The organism is Methanobacterium sp. BRmetb2 (assembly GCA_003491285.1).
Lineage (GTDB): Archaea > Methanobacteriota > Methanobacteria > Methanobacteriales > Methanobacteriaceae > UBA117.
In genome coordinates, this window is sequence record CP022705.1 from 769,152 (window position 1) to 794,762 (window position 25,611).

Genomic DNA, 25,611 nt, shown 5'->3' on the forward strand with positions numbered 1-25,611 from the left:
CAATTAGCCATAGAATGGCCTAATTTCTTTATTTTCAATTTTTTTGAAATTTTCGATATCTGATTTAATAGAATATGCATCAAATAATTTCTTTAATTTAAGCTTATCATCAAGGGTTAATTCTTTAATTACTGCATTGGTTCCAGTTTCAAATTTACCCCCCACATAAATGGAACCACCGATCATCCAATCTCCTGTGTCATTTCCTGCATTTCCGGTGACGATTATGTTTCCACTTAGCATGTAAAGTCCTGATAAATCTCCTATATTTCCATCAATAATAATTGTACCGCCTTTATTCAGTTGCCCTACTCCTTTACCTGCATTTCCACGAATCATAATAGTTCCATCATAAGTACCGAAGCCCACACCATCATCCGCAGATCCTTCGACAATTATTTCACCAGAAGTCATGTTATTCCCAACATAACGTCCTGTATTACCTTTTATTGAGATTTTTGCTCCGTCGTTAAGTGCTCCGGCAAAATCTCCAGGACTACCAGCCAAGGTGATGTCTGCATCGCAACATAGACCTACAGCTACCGAATCAAAAGGTTTGGTAACCTCTATATTTAGATTTTTTTCATTTTCATCTAATGCTTTTTTGATTTCAACATTTATAGTTCTCGTAGTCATATATTTTCCTGAAATGACCTTTTCTTCTGTTGTCATTGAATCTTCCCCTTAAATAGGTTTTATTTATTAAAGATAATTATGATTCAATTAATAGAGTCTTCTAATAAATGTTGCTATTTTGAAATAGATAAATTAGACCATTCAATATATAAGTGAGACATATTATAACAATATGAATAGATATTAAAAAATGATATCTTCAGGTGATGGAATGAGAACATTAATAACAAATCTAAAAGGCAAGTGCCTCCTAGAAGTTTCCATGAAAATTCAGGTGGATGGATTGATAACTATACATGAAAAAGGAAGTGGAGAAAGTAGTCTGGACAAATATTTCAAGGGAGGCGAAATTTTAATAGATAGTGTTGATCCATTGGATGTGTGTAAAAAAATATCAAAGATAATTCAAGGTGCAAAAACACATGGTGAAGTTTTTGTCGGTTTCAACGGAGATGGTTTAGGTCCTCTGTTAAGTTTCATGGCAAATAAAGAAGAAGTTGACGGCATTTTCATCTGTTACAATGAAGAAGCCGTGCGTCTACCCAACTTAAAACTGGAATTATCTAAAACCCGAATGAAAATTCTGGAAGCATTGAATGAAGAGAATTTAACTGCAATTTCCATTGGACAAAAAGTTGGAATATCCCGAGCTATGGTCTATAAACACCTGACTGGCTTAGTAGAGAATGGATTAGTGGAACAATCACAATTATTCGAAAAATATAGTATAACACCAACAGGACAGCTAGTTATTATTTGATCTGTAATTAACCTCGGAATATTAATCTAAATATAATGAAAATCATTTAAAAAAATTTAAATAAAAAAATGTGGACAAATAAAATAATATAAGGAGATTATGATAACTTTAAATAAAATAGAGTTGTAAAAACATTATATAAAATATTATTTAGATTTTTAATTAATTATTCAACTGGATATTCAATACGCAGCTTATAACTTGCTCTTTCACTTATCAGAACCGTGCCCGGTATGAAGTATTCCTCAAATTTTTTTACGTGTTTCAGCATGCATGGATCTATGTCAACCTTTCGAGTATACGACGAACATTCTTCATCTTCTATTATTCCTTTCTTAACCAAAGCAATATATCTCATTTTTACAGTTTCATCATTTAACAAATCCATTATACCACCTTACTATTAGCTAGTTCAAACTTATATTTAAACTATTTCCATACTCTCATGAAAAATGTATAAGTATTTATATAATAATTGTATATACTATAAACAATGTTCAGTCATTAGGTGATTTTGATGAAAGAAAACGAAAAAACCGATGGGATCATCGCCCTTGATGATATTGATAAAGAAATCCTCAATTTATTAAATGAAGACGGAAGAATGTCCTATAGAAAAATTTCGCGTAAATTAGATGTTTCAATAGGTACTGTTCACAATCGTATCGAAAAATTAATGAAAACAGGAGTAATAAAAAAATTTGTTCCAGTAATTGATCATGATAAGTTAGGCTATAAATTAACAACAGTTATAGGTGTAAGAGTCAAAGGGGGTGTTTTACTGAACTGGGAAGATAAAACTGCATACCACAAAAATGTTTTATGTCTGTATGATGTGACCGGTGAGTTTGATGCAATAATGATCACCAAATTTAAAGATACAAATGATCTTGATGAATTTATTAAAGGATTGTTAAAGGAAAGAGATACCCAACGGACTAACACTCAAACTGTATTGAATATAGTCAAAGAAGACTTTAATTCTGTTAAAATGTTATAAGGAGATTTCAATGAATAGAACTAAATTTATGGCCGAAGTTCACGAAAAATTGATACGCTCAGTAGTGAATAACTTAGAAAGAAAAGGTTATACTGTACAGGCAGATCATATTAATCATCCGAACGGCAAACCAGAAGAATGCATGGGTCACTCCCCCGACATTCGTGCCATTAGGGGCTTAAAAGAAATTTTAGTCGAAGTTGAGACATGTGATACTGTTTTATTTAACCATGAACACAAGTGGAGAAGATTTAGTTACAGACCAGACACAAAGTTCTACGTAATAGTACCGTGCAATTGCAAAGAAAAAGCAGAAATAAAGAAGAAAATAATGAATCTCCCAGTTGAAATACGCTGCGGTGACTTGCAATGGGGTAGATTGGAAGATTTTGAATTCTGAAAATTTTAATTTATATCAAAAGCTTATTTTAATTTTATTTTAATGATATAATCACATTTTCATAGTGTTAAAAAAGTTTATAATCATCTTTTTGTTTTATTATCATCTTCTTCATTTTTTATTTCTTTTAATGGATATATAACCTTTAATTTGTCCATATCAATGGTTATACTTAATTCATCTAAAATAAAAGATTTTTTGGAATCAATGAAATTTATTAAATTAGATACCGTATCACTTTCTTCCTGAGCCATCAAGATAATAAGAGTATTTTCACAATTTTTTGATTTTAATCTTTCAGATGAAAGAATAGCTGATGGATTTATGGAACAAGTTAAAAATCCTCTTTTTTTTATCCTAAAAATTTCAATTAAAGGAATTAGTACTCTATCACCAATATTGATAGGATTTCCAAAAATTAAATCGTTCTCTGAATCATGAATTAAATTCAAACTCGTTATATCCATAAGGATAACTCCACCAAGATTTGGTAAAAAATGGGTAAATTGTTAATTTAAGCTTCTTAAATCTGTTATTAATACCCTGACCGGTTTTTTCATAAATGTCCTTATAGCTTCTATTACAATCCATAATAGCTTTAATTTAACTTTTAATTTAAATGAAATATCTAAACGTTCTTTTTGAAAATCAGGTTCTATATAAAGGCAAATATTAGGAAAAGTTTTTAAAAAAGCTGCTAAAGACCACAAATAGCCACAGGTTAATGCTGTATCAGTATAACTATAAAATCCTATGATTATTTTAGATTTAATATATATTATATTAATAGATCTAAAAAACTGGTTTATTAGTCGACTTAAATAAGGTAATGAATCTAAAAAATCAGGTATTAATTTTAAAATTTTATTAAAATCTGTTTTCTTCTCTTTTTTCTCTTTTTCATCTTTTTTCGATGGTTTAGTTGAAGGAATGGTTCTTTGAAATAATTTAATTCTCATCCATGTTACGGTTAAGAACCCATTAATATCTGAATCGCTTTTTAAGAATTCAAATGTAATATGAAGAGGAATTACCAGTATACTTACTATCAAAAATAGTATAATAAGTAATATGGCAATTACCACAGTATAGATCACCTAGATCCACTCGAGTTCAAATTAATTAGGCTTTTATTTTTCCCCTTCTTCTGCTTCTTTCTTTTCTTTTTTACCGGTTTTCATGGATTCACGTTGTTCTTTTACAACATCAAGCACGACCGAACCAATTTCACCTATAGTTCTAGCTATTGGTCCGGGAGAAGTCAAAGGTAGTACTTTTACACCAGTTGGGCCAGATAATCCTTTAAAGACTACCACTATAGCAATAGGTTCTATTCCGGCAGCCCCTCCAGCTCCAGCTCCTTTTCCACCAGAGTCTGCACTGGGTCCAGTACCTTCACCCATACCTGCACCAAAAGCTAATCCCATCTTTGTTACAGGTACTAAAACTTTATCATCAGTCTCTATTATCTCACCGATAACATTTTCCGTGGCTAAAACCTTTAAAAGTTCTTCAACAGTTGTTTTAATTGGATCTTCAATTTCCATAACACCCCTCCGAGGAATAAATTTACATCGGTTATTATGATTTTTAAACTATATAATTTTATTTAATTTTTAATTTTCAAAAATTATCCATTAGAATCATCAAATTAAATAACCTCAAAAAATATAGATATAAAAAGAGAGGGATTTTAAAATGACAGTTCTGGTTTATTCAGAAGAATATAGAAAACATAACGATATATATCATCCTGAAAATCAGGGACGTTTAAAAGTCATAATGGATTATATTGAGAAAGACGATTCTTTAAGAGATTTAGATATTGTTTCACCCCATCCTGCTTCAAAAAATGATATTTTAAAGGTGCATTCTCAATCGCATGTTAATTTTATTGAAGATTTTTGTAGCAAAGGAGGGGGAAATATTGATTTTGACACTTATGCAACTCCAGACACATATCAAATTGCTAAAATTTCTGCCGGAGGGGCCATCACCGCATCACAAATTGCTTTAGAAAATAATCAGAGCACATATTCTATTGGAAGGCCACCAGGCCATCATGCCACCTCCCAGAGATCTATGGGTTTTTGCATTTTCAACAATATTGCCATTGCCATAGAATATTTAAGAGAAGTTTATGAAATTAAAAAATTCATGGTATTGGACTGCGATGTTCATTACGGAAATGGAACTGCAGATATATTTTATCAGGACCCTGATGTTTTATACATCTCTATTCATCAAGATCCCCGGACTATTTTTCCAGGACGAGGTTTTGTAGAGGAAATGGGTTCATTTAAGGGTGAAGGATTTAATCTCTGTATGCCCATGCCATCCTTTTCAAATAATCAGGATTATATTTATATTTTAGAAAAAATTTTAAAACCAGTGGCCGATCAATTCCAGCCGGATTTCCATTTTATGGATATTGGTTTTGACGGGCATGCTAATGATCCTCTATCAAATACAAATCTTGATGACGATTTTTATCCATGGATAACTGCTCAAATGAATGAAATTGCCCAAAAAACTGTTCTTATCCTGGAAGGGGGTTATGATCCAGAAACCATGGGACGGTGCAATATGAAGGTTTTAAATGCACTTAATAATCATAAAGAAAACAATGATTATAATGTTGACCTTTCCCATGTTTCAGATGAAACAAAAAGTTTATTTAAATCAATAAAAGATAAATTTTCACCTTTTTTTGAATTTTGAGGAGATATTATGGATAAATTACGAATAGAACAGGCCCAACATTTAATTAAAAATGCTGGAAAGTTTAAAGATAGTGAAGAAAATTTTAAACCCGCTGAAAGTGGTAAAATTAATTTAGATGATTTTGAAGAAATTTTATATAAAATAATTGATATGGAAGACTTTATATATTCAACTAGACCTTCTCATAATCTAAACAAAGAAGTAGCTCAGGAATTCTGTGACAAAATTATTGGACTTAGAGAGAAGATTGATGTTATACTTTCTGATTTTGGAGTAATCCCTGAAAAGAATGTTGAGGACGAAATTAAAAATTTATCCCAAAAATTCATTTTTTTAACTACAAAAAACAGTTTTAAAAAGTTGTTCACCCATTTTGGAGTTGATGTGCAACGTATTATAGTTGCAGGAGTGCCGTTGGATGTTAATGATATGAAAATACTAAATCCAAAAATTCCTGAATCTGCTCTCAAACCTATTAAAAAGAAAATAGAACACGTTCAAAATGACATAAATAGAAAAATTGAACAATTTGATCCTGAAAATATGTTAATAATATCAGAAGCAGATAAAGCAGGGGAAATTCTTGGAAAAAGAGGTAAAAAGATTTACAATGCAGAAATATATTTAATTAAGAATTTAAAGGACATAAGTCCTTCTGAATTCAAAAATATTTTAAATAATTAAGTGATTAAATAATTAACATGGAATTTGTTGAATTTTTTATGGTATTCATTTAACAATTTAAAAAAAATATGGTTTTAAAAATAAATTAAAATAATAAAATTTTTTTGAAAAATAATCGAAAAGAATATAGTAACTTATAGTTCTAACTTTAATTAATTTATTAAAAACATTATTGAAAGTATATTATGCGATGATCTAATTTATTTAAATTTATTATAATTAGAATCATTTCAGTGTACTAAATATGTAAATTATAACCAACGGGGTGAACCATTTGAGTTTAGTTTGTTACCCAGACACACAGGACAATTTACCTAAAATACCTGTCCATCTTACTAGAGTAGGAGTTACGGGGGTTAAAAAACTTTTAAAAATTGAAAGAGAAAATAAAAGACCAATAATACTGCTACCGACCTTTGATGCGTTTGTTGATCTTCCAAGTACTCAGAGAGGAATTCATATGTCAAGAAATCCTGAAGCAATCAGTGACGTTCTTGAGGAAGCTGTGACTAGCACTGCTGTAGAAATAGAATCACTTTGTGCTGAAATTGTGAGTTGCCTTTTAAAAAAGCACAAGTATGCTAAAAGAGCTGAAGTTAGCATGCAAAGTGATTTTATGTTTATGAAGAAATCTCCAGTTACCAGGGTGAAAACGCAGGAAATGACCAAGATTATGGCCGATGCAATCGGTTATCGTGAAGGTGATGATGTAATAATCAGAAAAATGATCGGTGCGGAAGTTATAGGTATGACAGTTTGTCCCTGTGCTCAAGAATCAGTAAAAGAGAGTTCTAAACAAAAATTATTAGAGTTTCTGGATGAAGAAACCACCCAAAAGGTTCTAGATACTGTATCTTTCGCCTCTCACAATCAAAGAGGAAGAGGGATGATCATGATGGAAGTACCGCAACAGCAGAGTATTCGTGGAGAAGATCTTATTAAAATAATTGAAGATTCCATGAGCTCATCTGTCTGTGAATTATTAAAAAGACCTGATGAGAATGCTATTGTTATGCAAGCTCATGAAAATCCAATGTTTGTTGAAGATTGTGTTAGAAATATGGTTCATAAAATTATTAAAACCTATTATCATCTTCCTGACGATACAATGATCACAGTCAGACAAGTCAACGAAGAAAGTATACACAGACATAATGCTTTTGCAGAAAAAGTTGCAACTTTAGGTGAATTAAAATACGAGATTGAAGGAATGGAAACCAATAATCTTTAATAAAGATTTATGAAAATTTAGGTAACATGTACAACTTTTTTTAAGATATTTAATCAGGAGGATAACCAGTGATAATACTACGTAAAGTAGCAAGTACAATTATGGGTGAGTTGGAAGCTTTTGAAGGATCAAGGCCAGCCTTAGATGCTTCAAATATCTTAATTGTGAGAGGAATGTCACGTAAAAAGATTGCTGCCCATGATATGGCCAAAGTACTTTCAAAACTTTTAAAAAAGCTTGGCGCGAAGGAAGTTGATGTTTTTTCAGATGAAGCCACTGACGTCATAGGAATCATGGACGAAAGGATAAGGAATAACGTTGAAATACAAGGCGAAACTGATGTTTATGGTATTTATCGATTAAAAGAATCTCTCGAAGCAATGAATTGTGACGTTGAGTATTCTCTTGGTATTATGGATAATGCAGGAATATTTATAGTTATGTGGGCCGACAAAAGTGGTATAGGTCCCCGTTTTGTTGAAGTAGTGGTGGCAAGCGTAGAATAAAGGAGATAAAATGTCTGGTCTTTCTAAAAAGGAAATAATTTCCCTTCTAGACGCAAAAAATGAAGACATTTTGTCATTAATGTCTATTGCTAACTCTAAACGAAACGAAAATGTTATAACTTATTCTAAAAATGTTTTTCTACCAGTTACCCACATCTGTAGAAATGAATGTGGCTACTGTACCTTTAGAAATGAACCAACTAGCTCTAAATCAAAAATAATAATGTTCCCCTCAGAAATATCATTAATTTTAAAAAAAGCTGGTGCTTATGGATGTAGAGAGGCTCTTTTTACCTTTGGTGAACGTCCAGAGGAAAATAAAGACGTGAAAAGTATACTCGAAAAATTAGGATACGAAAATATGGTGGAATATTTATATTTTCTATGTGCTGAAACTTTGAAAAAAACAGATATTCTACCTCACAGTAATCCGGGTATTCTTAAGAAAAAAGAGTTAAAAATGTTAAAAGAAGTTAATGCTTCCATGGGATTAATGTTAGAAACAGCCAGCACTCGTTTAATGAATACCATCGCTCATGAAAAAAGTCCTGGTAAAAATCCATGGCTAAGACTCCAAACTATAGAAAATGCAGGAAAACTGAAAATACCATTCACCACCGGCTTGCTTATCGGTATTGGGGAAAATATAAAAGAAAGAGCTGAATCTCTATTGGAGTTGAGAAGATTACAGAATAAATATGGTCATATCCAGGAGATAATTATTCAGAATTTCAAGCCTAAAGTAGGCATACCCATGGAAAATTATAAAGAACCTTCTCTAATTGAAATGATTAAAATGGTAGCAGTTACTAAACTCCTTTTTCCAGATGTAGGAATTCAAGTTCCTCCAAATTTGAATCATCACAACGCCCAAATATTTTTAATGGCTGGTGCTGACGATTGGGGTGGATTATCACCACTTACAAAAGATTATGTAAACCCCGAAGCACCCTGGCCAGAAATGGAAGATTTAAAAAATTTAACCGAAGAAGCTGGTTTTGTATTGAAAGAGAGATTACCAGTATATGATAAATTTATTTCTCCGGAATTTCTAGATGAAGGTATATTAAACAAGATCAAAGAAATTAAAATGTAATTTACTTTTTTAAATGATATATTAATTTAGTCTATTCTATTTTCAAATAAAAGATTGTTTTATGATTATTAAATAAAAAGTAAGTGATTTCACATCATAATTTAAGGGATTTTACATTTCAATCATACCTTTCCGTAATATCACGTGCATTGATTACTACACCATTTACAGCAGGATCATTAATAAGATTTTGGGCAACAATTTTACATCGAAGCCAAGATCCATTTTCATGTTGACAACGCACAGTTAATCTGATATTAGATGCATCATTTTCTATTTCTCTGAAAAAGATATCTAAAATTTCAGGTAAATCTTCAGGATGTATAAAATCAAAAACATTAAATCCAATTATATCGTCTGCTTCATAACCAAAAACCCGTTTTATAGAAGGACTAGCATAATTAACATTTCCTTCATCATCTAAAACAAAAATAACATCAAGAGTATTTTCTATAAGTGAACGGTAATATCTTTCACTATTTTTAAGTGCTTTTCTCGCTTTTTTAAGTTTTGTCACGTCATGAGCTGCTGCAAACACTCCTTCTACTTCTCCCATATTATTTCTATAAACTGTAGCATTATAAAGGACTTGTTTAACATTTCCAGAACTATGCCTAATGGTTAATGGATAATGTTGGAGAGAACCAAAGAATAGGGCTTTTTGATAACCCATCTTTGCTTTATCAGGATCAGTGAAATACTCAGAAAAATCAGTTCCTATTAACTCTTCACGATTCAATCCAGTTACATTTTCTGTAGCCTTATTAACATCAGTTATTTTTCCATTAGGACTTATGGTAACCATAGGATCTAAACTAGCTTCAATAAGATTTCTCGCATATTTTGATGCATTTTCTAAAGCTTTTTCCATCTTTTTACGTTTACTTATATCTTCATGTACACCTATCCAAACCTTTCCATGTTCATGTGAATCAAATGTAGAAATAATTAAATGACTGCAAAATATTTCTCCATTCTTTTTAACATTTTTTAACTCTCCTTCCCACCTTCCTTCTCTTTTAAGAATATCCATTATAGTTTTATATGTGGAAATCGAAGATTCATCGTCATCGTCATAAAATAAGTTGACCACATTCTGACCTATGATTTCATCCTTATCATAACCAAATAGGACATCAAACATGGTATTAGTATAAACAATAGTTGAATCTGCGGCGCAAACAACTATTACTCCAGAAGCTAGATTTTCTGTGATCTGACTATGAAATTCTAAAATGTCTTCCATCTTTTTTCGCACGGTTATATCGCGAGCAGTTATTAAACACCCATTAAAATTTCCATTTTCATCAATATAAGGGATTCCAATTGATTCTATCCACAAATAATGACCATCTGCATGCTTATGTCGACTTACTATTTTCTCAGATTTTCCAGAAACTATAACTTTTCTAAATGTCTTTATAACATGCCTTTGATCTTCTGGATGAATATGTAAAAATATTGATTTACCCAATAGTTCTTTAGGATTATAACCCAATACTCTATTATAAGATGGGCTTAAATATACAAAATTAGTTTCAGAATCTATTTCACTGATTAAATCATTCATTAAACTATTTATCCGTTGAAAACGGTTTTTTATTTCATTTAATTCCTTTTCTATTTCAATACGATTAGTTATATCACGAGTACTAAAAACAACTCCTATAACCTTACCTGAATCCTCTGTTATAGGGTTACCCACAGTTTCGATCCATACATAGTGTCCATCATAATGTTTAAAACGATTTTGTATGATTGTCTGAGTATTTGAAGCTATATCCTCTTTAAAAGCAGTTAATGTTCTATCTAAATCATCAGAATGTAAAAATTCAAAAATAGATTTTCCTACAAGTTTTTCTGGATCATAACCAAATGTTTTCTTAATAGAAGAACTAACATATTGAATTATTCCCTTTGAATTCAGTTGACCAATACAATCGATCATGTTGTCTGAAATAAACTGGAGATAATTTAAAGTTTTTTTTAAGCGTTTTTCAATATTATTTTTCTCAACAGCATTTTCTAAAACGAACTTTAAGTCATTATCATTAAAGGGTTTTACTAGGTAACTTGCTGATTCAGAAGTGTTTAATATTTTAGATGGAAGTCCATAATTGTTAGAAGTTAAATAAAGGACCTGAACATTAGAATGAGTAATAATTCCCCTTTCAAATTTATCTAATGAATCTTTTAATATGTTATCCATTAAAATTAGGTCCGGCTGGATATTTTTGACCTTTTTTATTATATTTCTTCCAGAAAAATCAAATTTAATTGCATCATAACCCCATAATTTAAGTTTTTTCTCCAATTCTGATGCATTTAAACTACCATTTTCTTGAATTAGGATTTTGAATTCAGCCAAATATCCCTCCCCCTCAGAATAATCATGATTATTCATTAAAATATGACTTTAAAATTGCAAGGAGATATATAATCAATGATAGAATATAAAATTATCTACTTGACTTTAGACATTTAAGGTTTTTTATAGTATTAACAGTAATGAGACCATATTACATGAATATTGTGGATTTTTTAGTTTTAAAATAAGATTATAATGAGTATAACTCTAATTTTTTAAAATGAAACGAAAATAAAATCTAAATGGTAAAATTCTTTAAATTATTTAACTTTATTTTATTGTCCGGAAGAATAATAACACCTTCTTCAATATCACCCAACTCAATAAAACTTTTTTTTAGATAAAAATATCCAGTTAATACAGCTAACCCTGCATCTAACTCATGACTTGAAATATTTTCATGAGAATTATATTCTGAAAAGCTAAAAAGATTAGAATAGTCTTTAAAATATTGGTAAACATCTTTAATTTTTAACATTTTTTGGACAGTTCTAGGATGAGTTTCTATGAGTTGATATTTAGTTTTAAGTTTTTTGGAAAGATTTATACCCCTTTTTGTTAGCATTTTCATTCCATGAAATGTAAGCGGTAAAACTCGGCCGTATTTCCTGATTTTTACTTCTGCTTCTCTAAAATGTCCTCCCCTCTTGCTGCATTCACAATCTTTTTCTAAACAACACCTTCCCCGAGGAAGTGAAGTTGGAGCATCAATAACAATTAGGTCCGGTTTTAACTCATTAATTTCATCGATTATTTCATCATCAGAGTATAAAACCTTAAAATTCATCTCTGAATTATTTAAAATACATATACCAGTTGAATTATCTGGTCTGCCTGCCAAATCTATACCTATAATGATCATATTGAGTTTGTATCCATTACATCTATATAAATTTAAAATCCAAAACATTTAGTAATTCAAAATTAAAAAATACCGTTTATTGATATAATATCAATATGTTTCCAAGTGAATAACCTCATCTATGCTTCTCCGGGTAGGTGGATAAGGTTTTTCATCAGGATAACCAATGGGGATTAATGTTACGGGTTTAACACCTTCAGGAATATTCAATACATCAATAACCAAATTTTCATCAAATGAACCAAGCCAACAAGCCCCTAAACCCAGATAATGAGCTGTTAGAAGCATATTTTGGGTGGCTGCTGCTGCATCTTGGATACAATAAAGATCACTGCCCCTTTCACCATAAACTTCGGCTGAACGATGCATATTTGCACAGACTACTAGTATAAATTGAGCTTTAGAAACAAAATCCCTCATATAAGCTGCTTTACCTATTTTCGATCTTTGTTCTTTGTTTTGTACAACAACCACCTCCCAACTTTGAATGTTGCCTGCAGAAGGAGCCCATATTCCATTTAAAATGATTTGTTCTATTAATTTATCTTCAACTATTTTATCTTCAAATTTTCTAATACTTCTTCTATCCTTTATAACCTCTAAAAAATCCATTATATCCCTCTTATCTAATTATTTAAACCTAATATTAGTTAATTTTTGCATCAATTACCACGTGACAGACCCCTGGTGAATACTTTTTTATAACCCTTTCATTCAATATTTGGACATCAAAATCTCTGGCTGCTTCTTTAATCCTTTTGATGGGTCTTTTGAATTTAATTTTTTCCGGTGCAGACTCATGATAATGGATAATTCCACCTTCATTAAGAGTTTCTAAAGCAATATCCAGGTACTGATGAGTATCGCCAATATATCCCATCAAAACCCTATCTGCACTTTTTGGAGGATGTACATCTCGACAATTTCCTAAAATCGGTTCAATAATACCATCAACCTTATTTAATTTTATATTTTCACATAAATACTCATAAGAAACCGGGTTTATTTCAATAGAATAGATTTTTGAGGGTTTAGAATGACGGGCTATGGGAACTGAAAAATATCCTATACCTGCAAACATGTCAACCACCACTTCTTCATCCTCAACAAGTTTCGCAATACGCATACGTTCTGTAGAATTGCCCTTAGACCACATGACCTTGGCAACATCTAATTTAAAAAAACATTTATTTTCTTTATGAATTGTTTCAGTTCCCTGCCCTGCTAGAACCTCAATTTGAGGTTCTCTTTTTAATCCATTTATAGAACCTAATTTAACAACTGTTTTAACCCCCTGAACAGACAACAACTCTTCTGGCTGGGGAACATCTTTTTTTAATATCATAACATCCCCAATTAATTTCCATTTCATGGAAAAATCTATGTCATTTATACAAATTATACATTACGAATAAAAATGATATTTAAATCGAATAACATGCTTTAATTTCCAAATTGTCCATAAATATCGATTAAGCAAGAATAATTAATAAAAATATCGTATATTAATTTAAAATTATTTTTTAATAATATTAATCACCTAAAAATATAGTTTAATCTATAATTGACTAAAAATCGTAATTGAGTAACCTATCCTGACTAATTGATTATATAAAAACTTTTTATCAATTTAATTTTTTCATTAATCAAGACTCAAGACAAAAAAAATAACTATTAGAATTTATCAATATCCTATTAATTTCTAAAGAATTCTCAGGGGAGATAAAATGAGTAAAGTAAACAGACAAGAAATACTTAGTATCCTTGATGATTATGACAAGGAAAATATAACCATTGCGACTTTAGGAAGTCACACATCACTACATATATTGAAAGGAGCAAAAGAAGAAGGTTTTAAAACTGCTGTTGTTTGTGAAAAAGGACGAGAAGTTCCCTACAAAAGATTTAATGTTGCAGATGAATACATCATGGTAGATCAATTCAAAGATATAATAAATGAAGAGGTTCAATCCCAACTAAGAGATATGAATAGTATTGTGGTGCCTCACGGATCTTTCGTCGCCTACGCTGGTCTTGACCGTGTGGAAAACGATTTTTTTGTGCCTATGTTTGGAAACCGGGACATTCTAAGATGGGAATCTGAGAGAGATCTGGAAAGAAAATTAATGATTGAATCAGATATAAGAATACCCAACAAATATAAAAACCATAAAGAAATTGACAGAACAGTTATGGTTAAGTTTCCTGGAGCAAGAGGAGGAAAAGGATATTTTGTTGCCTCATCAACTGATGAATTCAATGAGAAAATTGATTCCATGCTTAAAAGGAAATGGATAGAACCAGAAGATGTTGATAAAGCCCACATCGAGGAATATGTTTCTGGATGTAATTATTGTATTCACTTCTTTTACTCAGCACTTAAAGATGAAGTGGAAGTTCTGGGAATGGATAGCCGATTTGAATCAAACATCGATGGTTTGTGCAGAATACCTGCAAAAGACCAGTTAGATATTGGACTAGATCCATCCTATGTTATAACCGGGAATCATCCAGTAGTTATGAGAGAATCTCTACTCCCACAAGTATTTGATATAGGAGATAACTTAGTTGAAGCAGCTAAAGAATTAGTGCCCCCTGGAATGAATGGTCCATTCTGTTTACAGACCCTATGTACTGATGATCTGGAAATAGTGGTATTTGAGATGAGTGCCCGAATTGATGGAGGAACCAACAGTTTCATGCATGCATCTGCATACAGCTATCTCATGTTCGGCCAATTTATGAGTATGGGTCGAAGAATTGCTCGTGAAATTAAAAACGGAATAAAAGAAGATAAACTAGATGTAATAATCACCTAATTACATCTTTTTAATTTTTTAAGAACTGTCTAAAAACTAAAGTTATAAGATTATTTTTTTTAAAGATTTATTAATCATGAAAAAGATACTAATATTGGATAAGGTTTGAAAATTGTCTCTATTTTTTAAACCGAATAATTTATTATATCAGATTTGTAAAATGAAATTGATTCTATAAAATTTCCTTTAATAAATTAATAAATAAAATTACCATACCAACAATATTTATATAACATGAAATCTAAGTTAGGGTTAGAAACTATTTTTGTTATTATTTTTTATTTAGAGGTGTACTCATGAATGATAAAGATCGATTAAAAGGCACTACCACTGTCGCAATAACTTGTAAAGATGGAGTTGTTTTTGCTACAGAAAGGAGAGCTACAATGGGTAACTTAATTGCCCATAAGGTTGCTGATAAAATTTTCAAAATTGATGATCATATCGGAGCAACCATTGCTGGGGCTGTCTCAGATGCACAAAGCCTCATGAAATACATAAGTGCAGAAGTAGCACTTTACAAACTAAGAAACGGCGAGAAGATTAGTATCGAATCTGCCGCGGCTCTTGCCTCAAACATTTTACACTCATCTAGATTTTATCCATTTTTCGTTCAAACATTAATCGGAGGAATTGATGACACTGGAGCTAAAGTTTACTCACTTGACCCTACCGGTGGAATGATTGAAGATAAATTTATTTCAACCGGCTCTGGATCACCAGTAGCATATGGTGTCCTAGAAGACCGGTATACTGATGACGTGTACATTGAAGAGGGTGTTGACATTGCTATTAGAGCCATTAAATCTGCTATGGAACGAGATGCTTTTTCTGGAAACGGCATACTTGTAGCCACAATAACTGCAGATGAAGGTTTTAAAAAGCTTACAAAAGAAGAAGTTGAAAAAAAGATTAAAGATATTGCCTGATTTTACAGATAATTTATAGAACTTTTTTTTAATTAATTAACGCTTTTAAGCTGTGAACAATTGTTCACAGTCTTATTTCTATTTTTTTCGAAGTGATGTTATGGGATCAGAGATTCTAGAAGAAATTAAAAATACAATAATACATAGATTGCCACAAAGAGTTCAAGTAGCTAAAGTGGAATTTGAAGGTCCTGAAGTTGTTATATACACCAAAAACCCGGAAATTATAACCGAAAATGGTGAACTTATAAGAGACTTGGCAAAAGATATTAGAAAAAGGATAATAATCCGTTCTGATCGTTCTGTGCTTATGGATCCAGAAAAATCAATAAAAAAAATACATGAAATCGTGCCAGAAGATGCTAAGATAACCAATATTTCGTTTGATGAAGTTACATGTGAAGTCATAATAGAAGCCCGGAAACCAGGATTAGTAATCGGAAAATATGGGGCCACATCAAGAGAAATAGTAAGAAGAATTGGTTGGGCGCCCAAAATATTGAGAACACCCCCAATTTCATCTGAAATTATACAAAGAATAAGAAGAACTCTTAGAAAAAACAGCAAAGAACGAAAACAAATCTTACAACAATTGGGGAATCGAATACACCAAGAAATAAAGGCAGAAAACGATTGGGCCAGAATAACTTCTCTTGGAGGGTTTAGAGAGGTTGGTAGATCATGTTTATTTTTACAAACACCCAATAGCAAGGTTTTACTCGATTGTGGTGTTAATGTAGCTGGTGCAGACGAAAAAAGTGCGTATCCATATTTGAATGTTCCAGAATTTGTCCTTGATGATTTAGATGCAGTTATCATATCACACGCCCACCTTGATCACTCTGGATTTTTACCATATCTCTACCATTATGGATATGAGGGACCAGTTTACTGTACTACACCTACTAGAGATTTAATGACGCTTTTACAACTGGATCATATAGACATAGCCCATAGAGAAGACAGTCCACTTCCATTTAATGTAAAACACGTTAAAAAAAGCATTAAACATACAATAACACTTGATTATGGCGAAGTTACTGATATTGCTCCAGATATTCGCCTTACCCTTCATAATGCAGGTCATATTTTAGGTTCGGCCATGGCCCATATGCACATAGGTGATGGACAACACAACATGGTATACACTGGAGACTTTAAATTTGAAAGAAGTCGACTATTAGAACCATCTGTATTTAAATTTCCACGAATTGAATCATTAGTAATGGAAAGTACTTACGGTGGCCACGATGATGTCCAGACCAGCCGAAATAACGCGGAAAAAGATCTTATCAAAACTATCTATAATACTCTGCAGCGCGGAGGTAAAATATTAATCCCTGTATTCGCGGTTGGAAGAGCTCAAGAACTTATGATAGTGCTTGAAGAGTATATACGGCACGGAATAATAGATGAAGTTCCTATTTATATTGATGGAATGATATGGGAAGCTACTGCCATTCATACCGCCCGTCCGGAGTATTTGAGCAAAGATTTAAGAGATCAAATATTTCATATCGGCAGAAATCCATTTATTTCAGATGTGTTCCACAAGGTGAATGGAATCGACGAAAGAAAGGAAATTGTAGAGGGAGAACCTTCCATAATTCTTTCAACATCAGGTATGCTTACTGGAGGAAATTCTGTAGAATACTTCAAATGGTTATGTGGAGATGAGAGAAATTCCCTAGTCTTTGTTGGTTATCAGGCTGAAGGTTCTTTGGGAAGACGAATACAAAAAGGATGGAAGGAAATTCCACTAAAAGAAGATGGGAAAACAAATGTTTACAATGTTAAAATGAATATTAAAACCATTGATGGATTCAGTGGACACTCTGACCGTAAACAACTTATGGATTACGTTAGAAAAATCTCTCCAAAACCTGAAAAAGTATTAATATGTCACGGTGACAATTATAAAACAATGGATTTAGCCTCAAGCATTTATAGAAGCTACAAAATAGAAACTAAAACTCCTATGAATCTTGAAACAGTTAGGATACAGTAGATCTTTAAATATTGTGACATTAATAATGAATAAATGAATTATTATCTTCATTAAAATTCCCATGCCCCTAAAAAGGCATACCAGAATAATGATAAACATTTATTAAGCGCCAGAACAAATAACAGATTATTTAAAAGACTTTATTATTTTTTATTATTTGAAAGAGTTGGTAGATACCATGGTAACCTATTCAGAATCAGGGGTAGATATAAGTTTAGAAGAACTCACCATTAAAGCCTTGACTTCCAAGTTGAAAAAAACTTTAAATTATAGGGAAATTATAACCGAATCAGGCCATTTTGCTGCTCTTGTAAAATTAGGAAACAAAGCAATTGCAATGAGCACTGATGGGGTTGGAAGCAAGATTCTAGTGGCAAAAATGATGGATAAATACGATACAGTAGGTATTGATTGTATTGCCATGGTAGTAAACGATATTTTATGTGTCGGAGCCGAACCAATAGCTCTGGTGGATTATCTGGCAGTAGAAAAACCAGAACCCATGATAGCAGAACAAATAGGAATAGGACTATCAAAAGGAGCAGAAGAGTCTGAAATAGCCATAATTGGTGGTGAAACAGCTTCTCTTCCTGAAATCGTCAATGATTTTGATCTAGCTGGAACTGGAATAGGTTTAGTGGATATCGACAGAATCATTACTGGAAAAGACATTAAAGATGGCGACGTCTTAATTGGAATAAAAAGTAATGGAATCCATAGCAATGGACTAAGTCTGGCCCGGAAAGTATTTTTTGATAAAGCAGAATTGAATATAGATGATCCTCTGCCTGGTTATTCTGATATTAATGTAGGTGAAGAATTACTGAAACCTACTACCATATATGTCAAGGCCATAATGAAAATATTAAAAAGCGATTTAAATATTCATGGATTGGCCCATATAACTGGAGGCGGATTTTTAAATCTTAAAAGACTTAAAAAAGGTATAAGTTATAATATCACAAATTTACCTGATCTTCCACCAATTTTTAAATCAATATACTCTCTTAACGTGCCCTTAAATGAAATGTACCGGGTGTTCAACATGGGCATAGGTTTTGTGGTGATAGTATCCCCTGAAGATTCCAAAAAAGCCTTGGAAATTATCAGAGAATACCACCACGCATATGAAATTGGAACAGTTTCAGAGGACTATGAAGAAATTGTAACTATAAAAACATTTGATGGGAACATTATTAAATTCAAATAATTGATTTTAATAATTGATTTTAAGTATACAGTTTGTATTTAGAGAGGGATAACATGAAAATAAGTGCAAAACAGGAAAAATCAATAATAATTAAAATTTTAACAGAAATGGACGTACCTTTAACTGAAGCAGAGATAGTTGCAGATGTTACAACAGATGCAGACTTTAAAGGATTTTCATCTCACGGCATCGGAAGATTCCCTCAATATGTAACTGGTTTGAAAGTGGGAACAATTAAGCCAGGGGTAGAAATAACTGTGGAAAAAGAAAGTATTTCCACTGCACTTTTGAATGGTAACCATAACTTTGGTCATGTTGTAACCTATAAAGGAATGGAAATAGCAATTGAAAAAGCGAAAGAGACTGGTATTGGTTTAGTGGGAATACATAACTCCAATCATTTTGGTGTTGCTGGTTATTACTCAGATATGGCTATTATGCAAGATATGATAGGAATTGTAATTGCCAATACTGAACCAGCAGTAGCTCCTATCGGAGGAAAAGAACCTATACTTGGTACTAATCCTATTGCTATTGGAATTCCATCTGATAAGAATTACGTATCTGTGGATATGGCCACCTCTGCCTCTGCCCGTGGAAAATTATTAGAAGCTGCAAGAAAGGGTCAAAAAATTCCTGAAAATGTGGCGCTAGATGCTGAGGGTAACCCCACCATAAACCCTGAAGCAGCTTTAAAAGGTTCTATTCTGCCTTTTGGTGCTCATAAAGGATATGCACTTGCATTTATGATTGAACTACTTGCAGGACCCCTTGTTAGAGCATCGTTTGGGAAAAATGTGACGGGAACTGCAAATCCAAATGAAATGTGCACCAAGGGTGATTTAATAGCAGCAATAGACCCTTCTAAATTTGTAGATGTAAATGAATTCAAAGTAGATGTAGATGAATTTATCAGCGAAATAAAATCTGAAGAAAATATTTTCATTCCAGGAGATATGGAGGTAAGGAATGTCAAAAGATTCAGTGAAAAAGGAATAGACATAGACAACAACCTTTTTAAACAGATAAAAGAAATATCTGATGAATTATCAGTCGACCTGGAGGAAATTTTAAGTGAATAGTAGTGAAGCTGTCTATAATGCATTAAAGGAAGCAGACATAAATTTTATAGTAAGTTTACCCTGTGTAAATCTGGGAAAAATACTAGAAATGGTTGAATGCGATCCTGAAATTATACATGTACCAGTTACTAGGGAAGAGGAAGGATTTGGAATAGCTGCAGGTGCTTATTTTGGTGGAAAAAATCCAGCTATTTTAATGCAAAATTCCGGGCTTGGTAACTCAGTTAATGTACTGGCTTCCCTCTATGAGTTGTATAAAATACCAATTCTCATGATCATCAGTCATCGAGGTACTAAAGGAGAACCAATTATTGCCCAAGTACCTATGGGAAAGGCTACCCCCGATATTCTAAAAACTCTCAAAATCCCATATTTTAACCCTAAAACTCCAGAGGAAGGATTTGAAACTATAAAAAAAGGTTGGAGTCTGGCTAAAAAAGAAAATAAACCTGTAAGTATATTACTAGAGATAAGTTTCTGGTAATTTTCTGGGAGTAAGTGATTAGATGGAACGTATAGAAGCCATGGAAATTATTGCAGAAAATTTAAAGGAAGAACTCTTGATTTGTAATATTGGGTTCCCATCCAGGGAATTATATGCTGTTAAAGATTCTGCTACCCATTTTTACATGTTGGGATCAATGGGGATGGCCTCTTCAATCGGACTGGGATTAGCACTCTCTATTGATCGAAAAGTTGTCGTTTTTGATGGTGATGGATCAATACTAATGAATATGGGCACTCTGGCCACCATATACAATCATAGCCCTCAAAATTTGATTTTAGTTGTTTTTGACAATGAATGTTATGGTTCTACTGGTTCACAGTGTACTTATGCCACCACTGTAGATTTAGGAAAAGTTGCTAAGGCAGTTGGATTCGAAAAGACGTACTGTTTCCGTGATAGTATAAATTTTGAAGATATATTAAAAATTAAAGGACCAGTTTTTGTTCATATTAAAGTAGAACCCGGAAATGCAGATGTTCCTATAATAGATCTGAGTCCTGAAGAAATAAAAAGTAGATTTATTAATGAGATTAATAGTAAAAGGGATTAAATTTTCAATTTATTTTCTTCTTTTTTGAAATTCTAAAAAAAGTTCGTCAATATCTACTTTTTTGTAGACTAAAAGCATTAATGTGTGAAATATAAGATCTGTTGCCTCGTAAACAAGATTTTCATTATTTTTAGATGCTATTATAACTTCGGCTGCTTCTTCACCAATCTTTTCCAGTATTTTATCTTCTGCTAATTTTTCATCATCCATCATCAATTTGGAAGTGTAAGAATCTATGGGATTATCTCGCCTATCCTCCAAGATTTCATAAACTTCACTTATTATTTTCTCTTTCACGCTTTTTACTCTCCTTTCTGAGGCTATCTGTTACTGCAATCAATGGATGTTGTGCATCATCAATAATTTCTATATCATCAAAAGTGTATATCCCTTCTTTATCTGCAGTTTTCTCCAAACCTAATTTTATATCCTGATCCAATTCAATTACATAGGAATCTATCTCATCATATCCCAAGTTAAGAGCAGCAACAGTTCTATGATGTCCATCTACAAGTACATATCTATTACCTGTTTTAGCCACAATAGTAGGTTCTGCTAGTCCTCTTTTTAATTCGTAAGTTCTTCCTTGCAATTCATCAGCATATATCTTGTTCTGGGTGGGTCTAAGAGTTGATGTTTTAACTTTCATCCGTTTGAGTTTAGTTTTTAAACCATAAACCTGTTCTAATGTCTTTTTAAAATAATTAACTTTTAGAGGAGTTGATCTTTCAATATGAGATCTTACAATATCGGTATTGGTTATAATGCCCACCAGGTTACCTTCTTTATTTATTACTGGAAGTCTTGATATTCCCATCCTAAACATGACACGGGCTGCATCATTTATAGACATGTCTTGGTCAGCGACTACCACATCCGTAGACATGATGTCTTTAACTAACTGCATCCATGCTTTCAAGAGCAAATCAAATGCAGTTACCATTCCAATGACATTGCCTTTGATTACAACTGGGAAACCATCGTGTCCGGTTTCCTTCATAAGTTTTATAACATCTTCATTAGATGTATCCGGTGTTACTGTAATAACATTTTTAGTCATATAATGTTTAACTTGAGTAGAATCACTCATACAAACTCTCCTTGCTTATTAAAGTATATTTTTAATTATAAAAGTTATTATTAGTTTACAATTCCCACATTTTTTATAAATTCATAATATAATAATCATTTTTTCCAGATTATCTTCTGGCTGCATTCTATTCTAATTATTCTGTGTAATGGGATCTGATTTTCATCATCTAATACTATAAATCCCCTTTCCAGTTTTTTAATTTTAGAACCTTGAATAGTTTTGAGGTTTCCACGTGCACCTCTATGTAGATATGTAACTTCACAATCTGCAATTTTCATGTCAGGATGCCATAAAATCATGTTCAATATATTTTTTGCCATTTAAAACCATCTAACCAACATAATAATGAATTAATAAAATTTATGATGGAATAATTTCATTTATACTCAATAAATCTAATTAATCAAAATATAACTAGTTTAAATATATTCTTTAAGCATTTCTACTGTCTTAGCCGGCTCTGCTTTTCCCCGAGTGAGGCGCATGACTTGACCCACCAAGAAATTCAAAGATTCCTTTTTTCCCTCTTTATAATCTTCAACTGCCTGTGGATTTTCATCTATTGCTTGTTTAACAGCTTTAATGATTCCTTCATCTTCAATTACACCTATTAATCCTAATTCCTCTGCAATCTGACCTGGTCTTGATGGATTATTAGGCATATTTTCAATAATTCTTTGAGCTGCCTTAGTGGTTATTTTTTTATCTTCAAGCAACTTCAAAAGCTCAGTAATCTGTGAAGGAGTTATACCACTTTGAGCAAATGTCATTTTATTGTAATAAATCACTCTCTTTAGCTCGTCTCTCATCCATAAAGCTGCAAAATCAGGATCAACATTTTTTGCCACTTCTTCAAAAGCATCAGCCAGTTCCAATTCAGATGTTAGTACCTTGGCATGTTGTTCCTCAATTCCATATTGTTCAACGAACCTTTGCGTCTTAATATGTGGTGGTTCAGGCATTTTTTCTTTAATATCTTCAATTTGTTCTTCCTGTGCTATCATAGGAGGTAGATCTGGATCAGGGATATAACGATAATCTTCAGCCTCTTCTTTAAGCCTCATAGATACTGTTATCATTTGTGATTCAAGAAAAGCCCGTGTTTCCTGTTTTATGGTAACTCCTCTATTGATAAGGTTCTTCTGACGTACCATTTCAAACTTCAATGCCTTGAAAGCGCCCTTAATAGAGTTAATGTTTTTGATTTCAACTCTTTTACCTCCTTCAAGAGAAATGTTAACATCCGCCCGCATGGTTCCCTCACCACGAGCATTGCCACTATATTCTAAAACCCTTATCAATTCCCTCAGAAATGTTCTGGCTGCTTCAGGAGAATTCATATCTGGTTCGGTGACAATTTCAATCAGAGGGATTCCAGATCGGTTAAAATCTACTACACCCATATCTGGTTTGTACTGGCCTGGATCTTCTTCTATATGAACTTCTCTAATTCTAACCCCGTTCATCTCCCCTTCATATCCAATAGGTACGGATGTACGCTGGTATCCTGAAGATAAATCAGGATAATTATAGTGTTTTCTCATAAAATAGGTTACTTCGTCAGATATTTTGCATCCCAACATTAAAGCTATTTTTATTGCTCCTTCCATCGCTTTTTGGTTGGGAGGATAAGGCTTAGCACCAGGTTGATTCAAACAAACAAAACATATATTGGTGTTGGGAGAAGCTTCCTGGTAGTTTGTATGACATGTACAAAAAAGTTTAGAATCAGTTTCAAGTTGAACGTGAATTTCCAATCCGCATTTCATTTTAATGGTAATTCCTCCTTATTAACATGAAGTGTAGTTTTAATTTAATTGATTAATACTCAAATAAATTTCAAATTTAATTTTATAAGCTAATCTGTATTGATATGTTCCCATTAATGATTCATAAATTGTTTTTCGATAAATTTTTAGTATAAATCTAACTTAATCAATAAAAACTTTGATTATTCCATTGATCAATAAAATAATTAATATTGAAAAATTTTAAAAACGGTTATATTCTTTTATTTATTATTAAGACATTTATCAATATATCTTTTTACAAAGGGCTCCAATTGTTCATGGGTACTTCCCTGGGCTAATAAATTAATATCTGTAAAGGTTCCCGAACATTTTCTTCCAGCCCAGTAAATCTCTTCTTCTACTTTACGACCATAAGGTGTCCCAAACATTTTAAATAATGGAAATTTTGTAATTCCATTTGCTCCACTTAAAATTAGAGGACCTATATTAGACAGATTATCAATCCAAGTTCCACAGATTATTTTCAGCTTAGGAAACTTTATCCTGGTTGCAGAAACTACTCCAGCATAATATAATGAAGCTGGTGATGGTTTATCACCAAAATAAGTGTCTTTATGAGGATTCAACGAATAAAATGTTATCCTATCAATATCCACATCTTTGATTAAATCAAAAAGATATTTCAGATCTTCTGGGGTTTCTCCCAACCCTAAAATTATAGTTATGGCTTTTTGAAATCCCAAATCCCCTGCAACCTTAAGCATGCTTACTATGTCATTTAACGACTTACTAGGACATATTTTTTCATGTAACTCAGGATTCGCTACTTCAACTGCTCCAGTAATACCAGTTACTTCTTCACCGAATTCGTTTAAATCTTCAGTTATTCCTATGTTTAGCCATACTGGCTTTTCAGTTATACTGTATATCTCTTCTGCAATTTTTTTTATCTCACCAGTTGAAAAAGAGCCATACCCACCAGATAGAAATTCAATATTCCATCCTATTCTTCTGGATAATTCAGCTTCTGCCAGTATGGATTTAATGTTTCTTCGAGCTTTTTGAGGTTCTTTAATTTTAGGTTTCTGTGAAGACATGTAACAAAAAGCACAATCCCCTTTATTACACCACCATGAAAGAAAGATGGCCCTTTCAAGACTTATATTTTTACCATGCTCCTTTAAAGTGATTTTATTTGCTTTATTAATAAGATCCAAAATCTGGAAATTTTCTAATTTTTGTATGAGATTCATATTCCACCATGCTAATATTTAATTAAAATAAATTAATCAGTAATTCAATAAAGTTAAATTAACATACTAATATAAATTGTAGTTTAATATATTTAATTCGCATATCTAATTCAAAGTTAATCATATAAAAATAATTAAAAT

At 32.1% G+C, this 25,611-nt stretch carries 29 protein-coding genes; 15 read left to right on the forward strand and 14 right to left on the reverse strand.

The window, feature by feature from the left end:
• Positions 1-3: 3 nt before the first annotated feature.
• Positions 4-672, reverse strand: a complete 669-nt coding sequence (locus tag CIT01_03790) for a tributyrin esterase (GenBank protein AXV37384.1) — start codon at positions 670-672, stop codon at positions 4-6.
• Positions 673-847: 175 nt separating this feature from the next.
• Between CIT01_03790 and CIT01_03795 the strand changes: the two genes are divergently transcribed.
• Positions 848-1,396: a transcriptional regulator gene (locus CIT01_03795; GenBank protein AXV38714.1), complete on the forward strand. Its 549-nt coding sequence runs from the start codon at positions 848-850 to the stop codon at positions 1,394-1,396.
• 166 nt (positions 1,397-1,562) lie between these two features.
• Here CIT01_03795 and CIT01_03800 read toward each other — a convergent pair whose 3' ends face one another.
• Entirely contained in the window at positions 1,563-1,784 is a 222-nt protein-coding gene (locus CIT01_03800; protein ID AXV37385.1) for a hypothetical protein, read from the reverse strand.
• Positions 1,785-1,910: 126 nt separating this feature from the next.
• Here CIT01_03800 and CIT01_03805 point away from each other — a divergent pair, with 126 nt between their 5' ends.
• Together CIT01_03805 and CIT01_03810 are read left to right on the forward strand one after the other, a co-directional pair.
• Positions 1,911-2,396 (forward strand): AsnC family transcriptional regulator, encoded by a 486-nt coding sequence (locus CIT01_03805; GenBank protein ID AXV37386.1) that lies wholly within the window; start codon positions 1,911-1,913, stop codon positions 2,394-2,396.
• Positions 2,397-2,406: 10 nt separating this feature from the next.
• Positions 2,407-2,796: a hypothetical protein gene (locus CIT01_03810; GenBank protein AXV37387.1), complete on the forward strand. Its 390-nt coding sequence runs from the start codon at positions 2,407-2,409 to the stop codon at positions 2,794-2,796.
• A gap of 83 nt (positions 2,797-2,879) precedes the next feature.
• On the opposite strand, the gene CIT01_03815 is transcribed toward CIT01_03810, so the two are convergent.
• From CIT01_03815 to CIT01_03825, 3 genes are read right to left on the reverse strand one after another with little or no spacing between them, the layout of a single operon-like run.
• Positions 2,880-3,263 (reverse strand): hypothetical protein, encoded by a 384-nt coding sequence (locus tag CIT01_03815; protein ID AXV37388.1) that lies wholly within the window; start codon positions 3,261-3,263, stop codon positions 2,880-2,882.
• 42 nt (positions 3,264-3,305) lie between these two features.
• Positions 3,306-3,881: a hypothetical protein gene (locus CIT01_03820; protein AXV37389.1), complete on the reverse strand. Its 576-nt coding sequence runs from the start codon at positions 3,879-3,881 to the stop codon at positions 3,306-3,308.
• 45 nt (positions 3,882-3,926) lie between these two features.
• Positions 3,927-4,343: a sporulation protein gene (locus tag CIT01_03825; protein ID AXV37390.1), complete on the reverse strand. Its 417-nt coding sequence runs from the start codon at positions 4,341-4,343 to the stop codon at positions 3,927-3,929.
• 151 nt (positions 4,344-4,494) lie between these two features.
• On the opposite strand from CIT01_03825, the gene CIT01_03830 reads away from it, so the two are divergent.
• The 5 genes from CIT01_03830 to CIT01_03850 all read left to right on the forward strand — a co-directional run bounded on the left by CIT01_03830 (position 4,495) and on the right by CIT01_03850 (position 9,037).
• Positions 4,495-5,517 (forward strand): acetylpolyamine amidohydrolase, encoded by a 1,023-nt coding sequence (locus CIT01_03830; GenBank protein ID AXV37391.1) that lies wholly within the window; start codon positions 4,495-4,497, stop codon positions 5,515-5,517.
• A 9-nt stretch (positions 5,518-5,526) separates the two neighbouring features.
• Entirely contained in the window at positions 5,527-6,204 is a 678-nt protein-coding gene (locus CIT01_03835; protein AXV37392.1) for a DUF2100 domain-containing protein, read from the forward strand.
• Between the two features lie 274 nt (positions 6,205-6,478).
• Entirely contained in the window at positions 6,479-7,435 is a 957-nt protein-coding gene (locus tag CIT01_03840; GenBank protein ID AXV37393.1) for a GTP cyclohydrolase I FolE2, read from the forward strand.
• 71 nt (positions 7,436-7,506) lie between these two features.
• Positions 7,507-7,941, forward strand: a complete 435-nt coding sequence (locus tag CIT01_03845; GenBank protein AXV38715.1) for a hypothetical protein — start codon at positions 7,507-7,509, stop codon at positions 7,939-7,941.
• Between the two features lie 10 nt (positions 7,942-7,951).
• Positions 7,952-9,037, forward strand: a complete 1,086-nt coding sequence (locus CIT01_03850) for a 7,8-didemethyl-8-hydroxy-5-deazariboflavin synthase subunit CofG (protein ID AXV37394.1) — start codon at positions 7,952-7,954, stop codon at positions 9,035-9,037.
• A 118-nt stretch (positions 9,038-9,155) separates the two neighbouring features.
• Here CIT01_03850 and CIT01_03855 read toward each other — a convergent pair whose 3' ends face one another.
• From CIT01_03855 to CIT01_03870, 4 genes are all read right to left on the reverse strand, one after another.
• Positions 9,156-11,441 carry a hypothetical protein gene (locus tag CIT01_03855; GenBank protein ID AXV37395.1) on the reverse strand — a complete coding sequence of 762 codons (2,286 nt, stop codon included), beginning with the start codon at positions 11,439-11,441 and terminating at the stop codon, positions 9,156-9,158.
• A 202-nt stretch (positions 11,442-11,643) separates the two neighbouring features.
• Positions 11,644-12,267, reverse strand: a complete 624-nt coding sequence (locus tag CIT01_03860) for a hypothetical protein (protein ID AXV37396.1) — start codon at positions 12,265-12,267, stop codon at positions 11,644-11,646.
• Between the two features lie 90 nt (positions 12,268-12,357).
• On the reverse strand, positions 12,358-12,879 hold the full coding sequence (locus tag CIT01_03865; protein AXV37397.1) for a nitroreductase: 522 nt from the start codon (positions 12,877-12,879) through the stop codon (positions 12,358-12,360).
• Positions 12,880-12,913: 34 nt separating this feature from the next.
• Positions 12,914-13,639: an SAM-dependent methyltransferase gene (locus CIT01_03870; protein ID AXV37398.1), complete on the reverse strand. Its 726-nt coding sequence runs from the start codon at positions 13,637-13,639 to the stop codon at positions 12,914-12,916.
• 355 nt (positions 13,640-13,994) lie between these two features.
• Between CIT01_03870 and purP the strand changes: the two genes are divergently transcribed.
• The 7 genes from purP to comE all read left to right on the forward strand — a co-directional run bounded on the left by purP (position 13,995) and on the right by comE (position 21,373).
• Complete coding sequence (gene purP / locus CIT01_03875; protein AXV37399.1) at positions 13,995-15,086, forward strand: 5-formaminoimidazole-4-carboxamide-1-(beta)-D-ribofuranosyl 5'-monophosphate synthetase; 1,092 nt, start codon at positions 13,995-13,997, stop codon at positions 15,084-15,086.
• A 296-nt stretch (positions 15,087-15,382) separates the two neighbouring features.
• Complete coding sequence (gene psmB / locus CIT01_03880) at positions 15,383-16,015, forward strand: proteasome endopeptidase complex, archaeal, beta subunit (GenBank protein AXV37400.1); 633 nt, start codon at positions 15,383-15,385, stop codon at positions 16,013-16,015.
• A gap of 100 nt (positions 16,016-16,115) precedes the next feature.
• Positions 16,116-18,023 (forward strand): hypothetical protein, encoded by a 1,908-nt coding sequence (locus tag CIT01_03885; GenBank protein AXV37401.1) that lies wholly within the window; start codon positions 16,116-16,118, stop codon positions 18,021-18,023.
• Between the two features lie 178 nt (positions 18,024-18,201).
• The gene (locus tag CIT01_03890) at positions 18,202-19,233 is read left to right on the forward strand and encodes a phosphoribosylformylglycinamidine cyclo-ligase (GenBank protein AXV37402.1); all 1,032 of its coding nucleotides are present in this window, start codon (positions 18,202-18,204) and stop codon (positions 19,231-19,233) included.
• A gap of 53 nt (positions 19,234-19,286) precedes the next feature.
• Complete coding sequence (locus CIT01_03895; protein AXV37403.1) at positions 19,287-20,315, forward strand: sulfolactate dehydrogenase; 1,029 nt, start codon at positions 19,287-19,289, stop codon at positions 20,313-20,315.
• The gene (comD, locus tag CIT01_03900; protein ID AXV37404.1) at positions 20,308-20,799 is read left to right on the forward strand and encodes a sulfopyruvate decarboxylase subunit alpha; all 492 of its coding nucleotides are present in this window, start codon (positions 20,308-20,310) and stop codon (positions 20,797-20,799) included. Before CIT01_03895 ends, comD begins: the two co-directional genes overlap by 8 nt.
• A 22-nt stretch (positions 20,800-20,821) precedes the next feature.
• Positions 20,822-21,373 (forward strand): sulfopyruvate decarboxylase subunit beta, encoded by a 552-nt coding sequence (gene comE, locus CIT01_03905; protein ID AXV37405.1) that lies wholly within the window; start codon positions 20,822-20,824, stop codon positions 21,371-21,373.
• 9 nt (positions 21,374-21,382) lie between these two features.
• On the opposite strand, the gene CIT01_03910 is transcribed toward comE, so the two are convergent.
• The 5 genes from CIT01_03910 to CIT01_03930 all read right to left on the reverse strand — a co-directional run bounded on the left by CIT01_03910 (position 21,383) and on the right by CIT01_03930 (position 25,470).
• On the reverse strand, positions 21,383-21,670 hold the full coding sequence (locus CIT01_03910; GenBank protein AXV37406.1) for a phosphoribosyl-ATP diphosphatase: 288 nt from the start codon (positions 21,668-21,670) through the stop codon (positions 21,383-21,385).
• Positions 21,648-22,463, reverse strand: coding sequence for a hypothetical protein (locus tag CIT01_03915; protein AXV37407.1), 816 nt, complete (start codon positions 22,461-22,463; stop codon positions 21,648-21,650). Before CIT01_03915 ends, CIT01_03910 begins: the two co-directional genes overlap by 23 nt.
• Positions 22,464-22,558: 95 nt before the next feature.
• On the reverse strand, positions 22,559-22,786 hold the full coding sequence (locus tag CIT01_03920) for a hypothetical protein (GenBank protein AXV37408.1): 228 nt from the start codon (positions 22,784-22,786) through the stop codon (positions 22,559-22,561).
• Positions 22,787-22,885: 99 nt separating this feature from the next.
• Positions 22,886-24,235: an Asp-tRNA(Asn)/Glu-tRNA(Gln) amidotransferase GatCAB subunit B gene (gene gatB, locus CIT01_03925; protein ID AXV37409.1), complete on the reverse strand. Its 1,350-nt coding sequence runs from the start codon at positions 24,233-24,235 to the stop codon at positions 22,886-22,888.
• A gap of 242 nt (positions 24,236-24,477) precedes the next feature.
• On the reverse strand, positions 24,478-25,470 hold the full coding sequence (locus CIT01_03930; GenBank protein AXV37410.1) for a radical SAM protein: 993 nt from the start codon (positions 25,468-25,470) through the stop codon (positions 24,478-24,480).
• Positions 25,471-25,611: the final 141 nt, after the last annotated feature.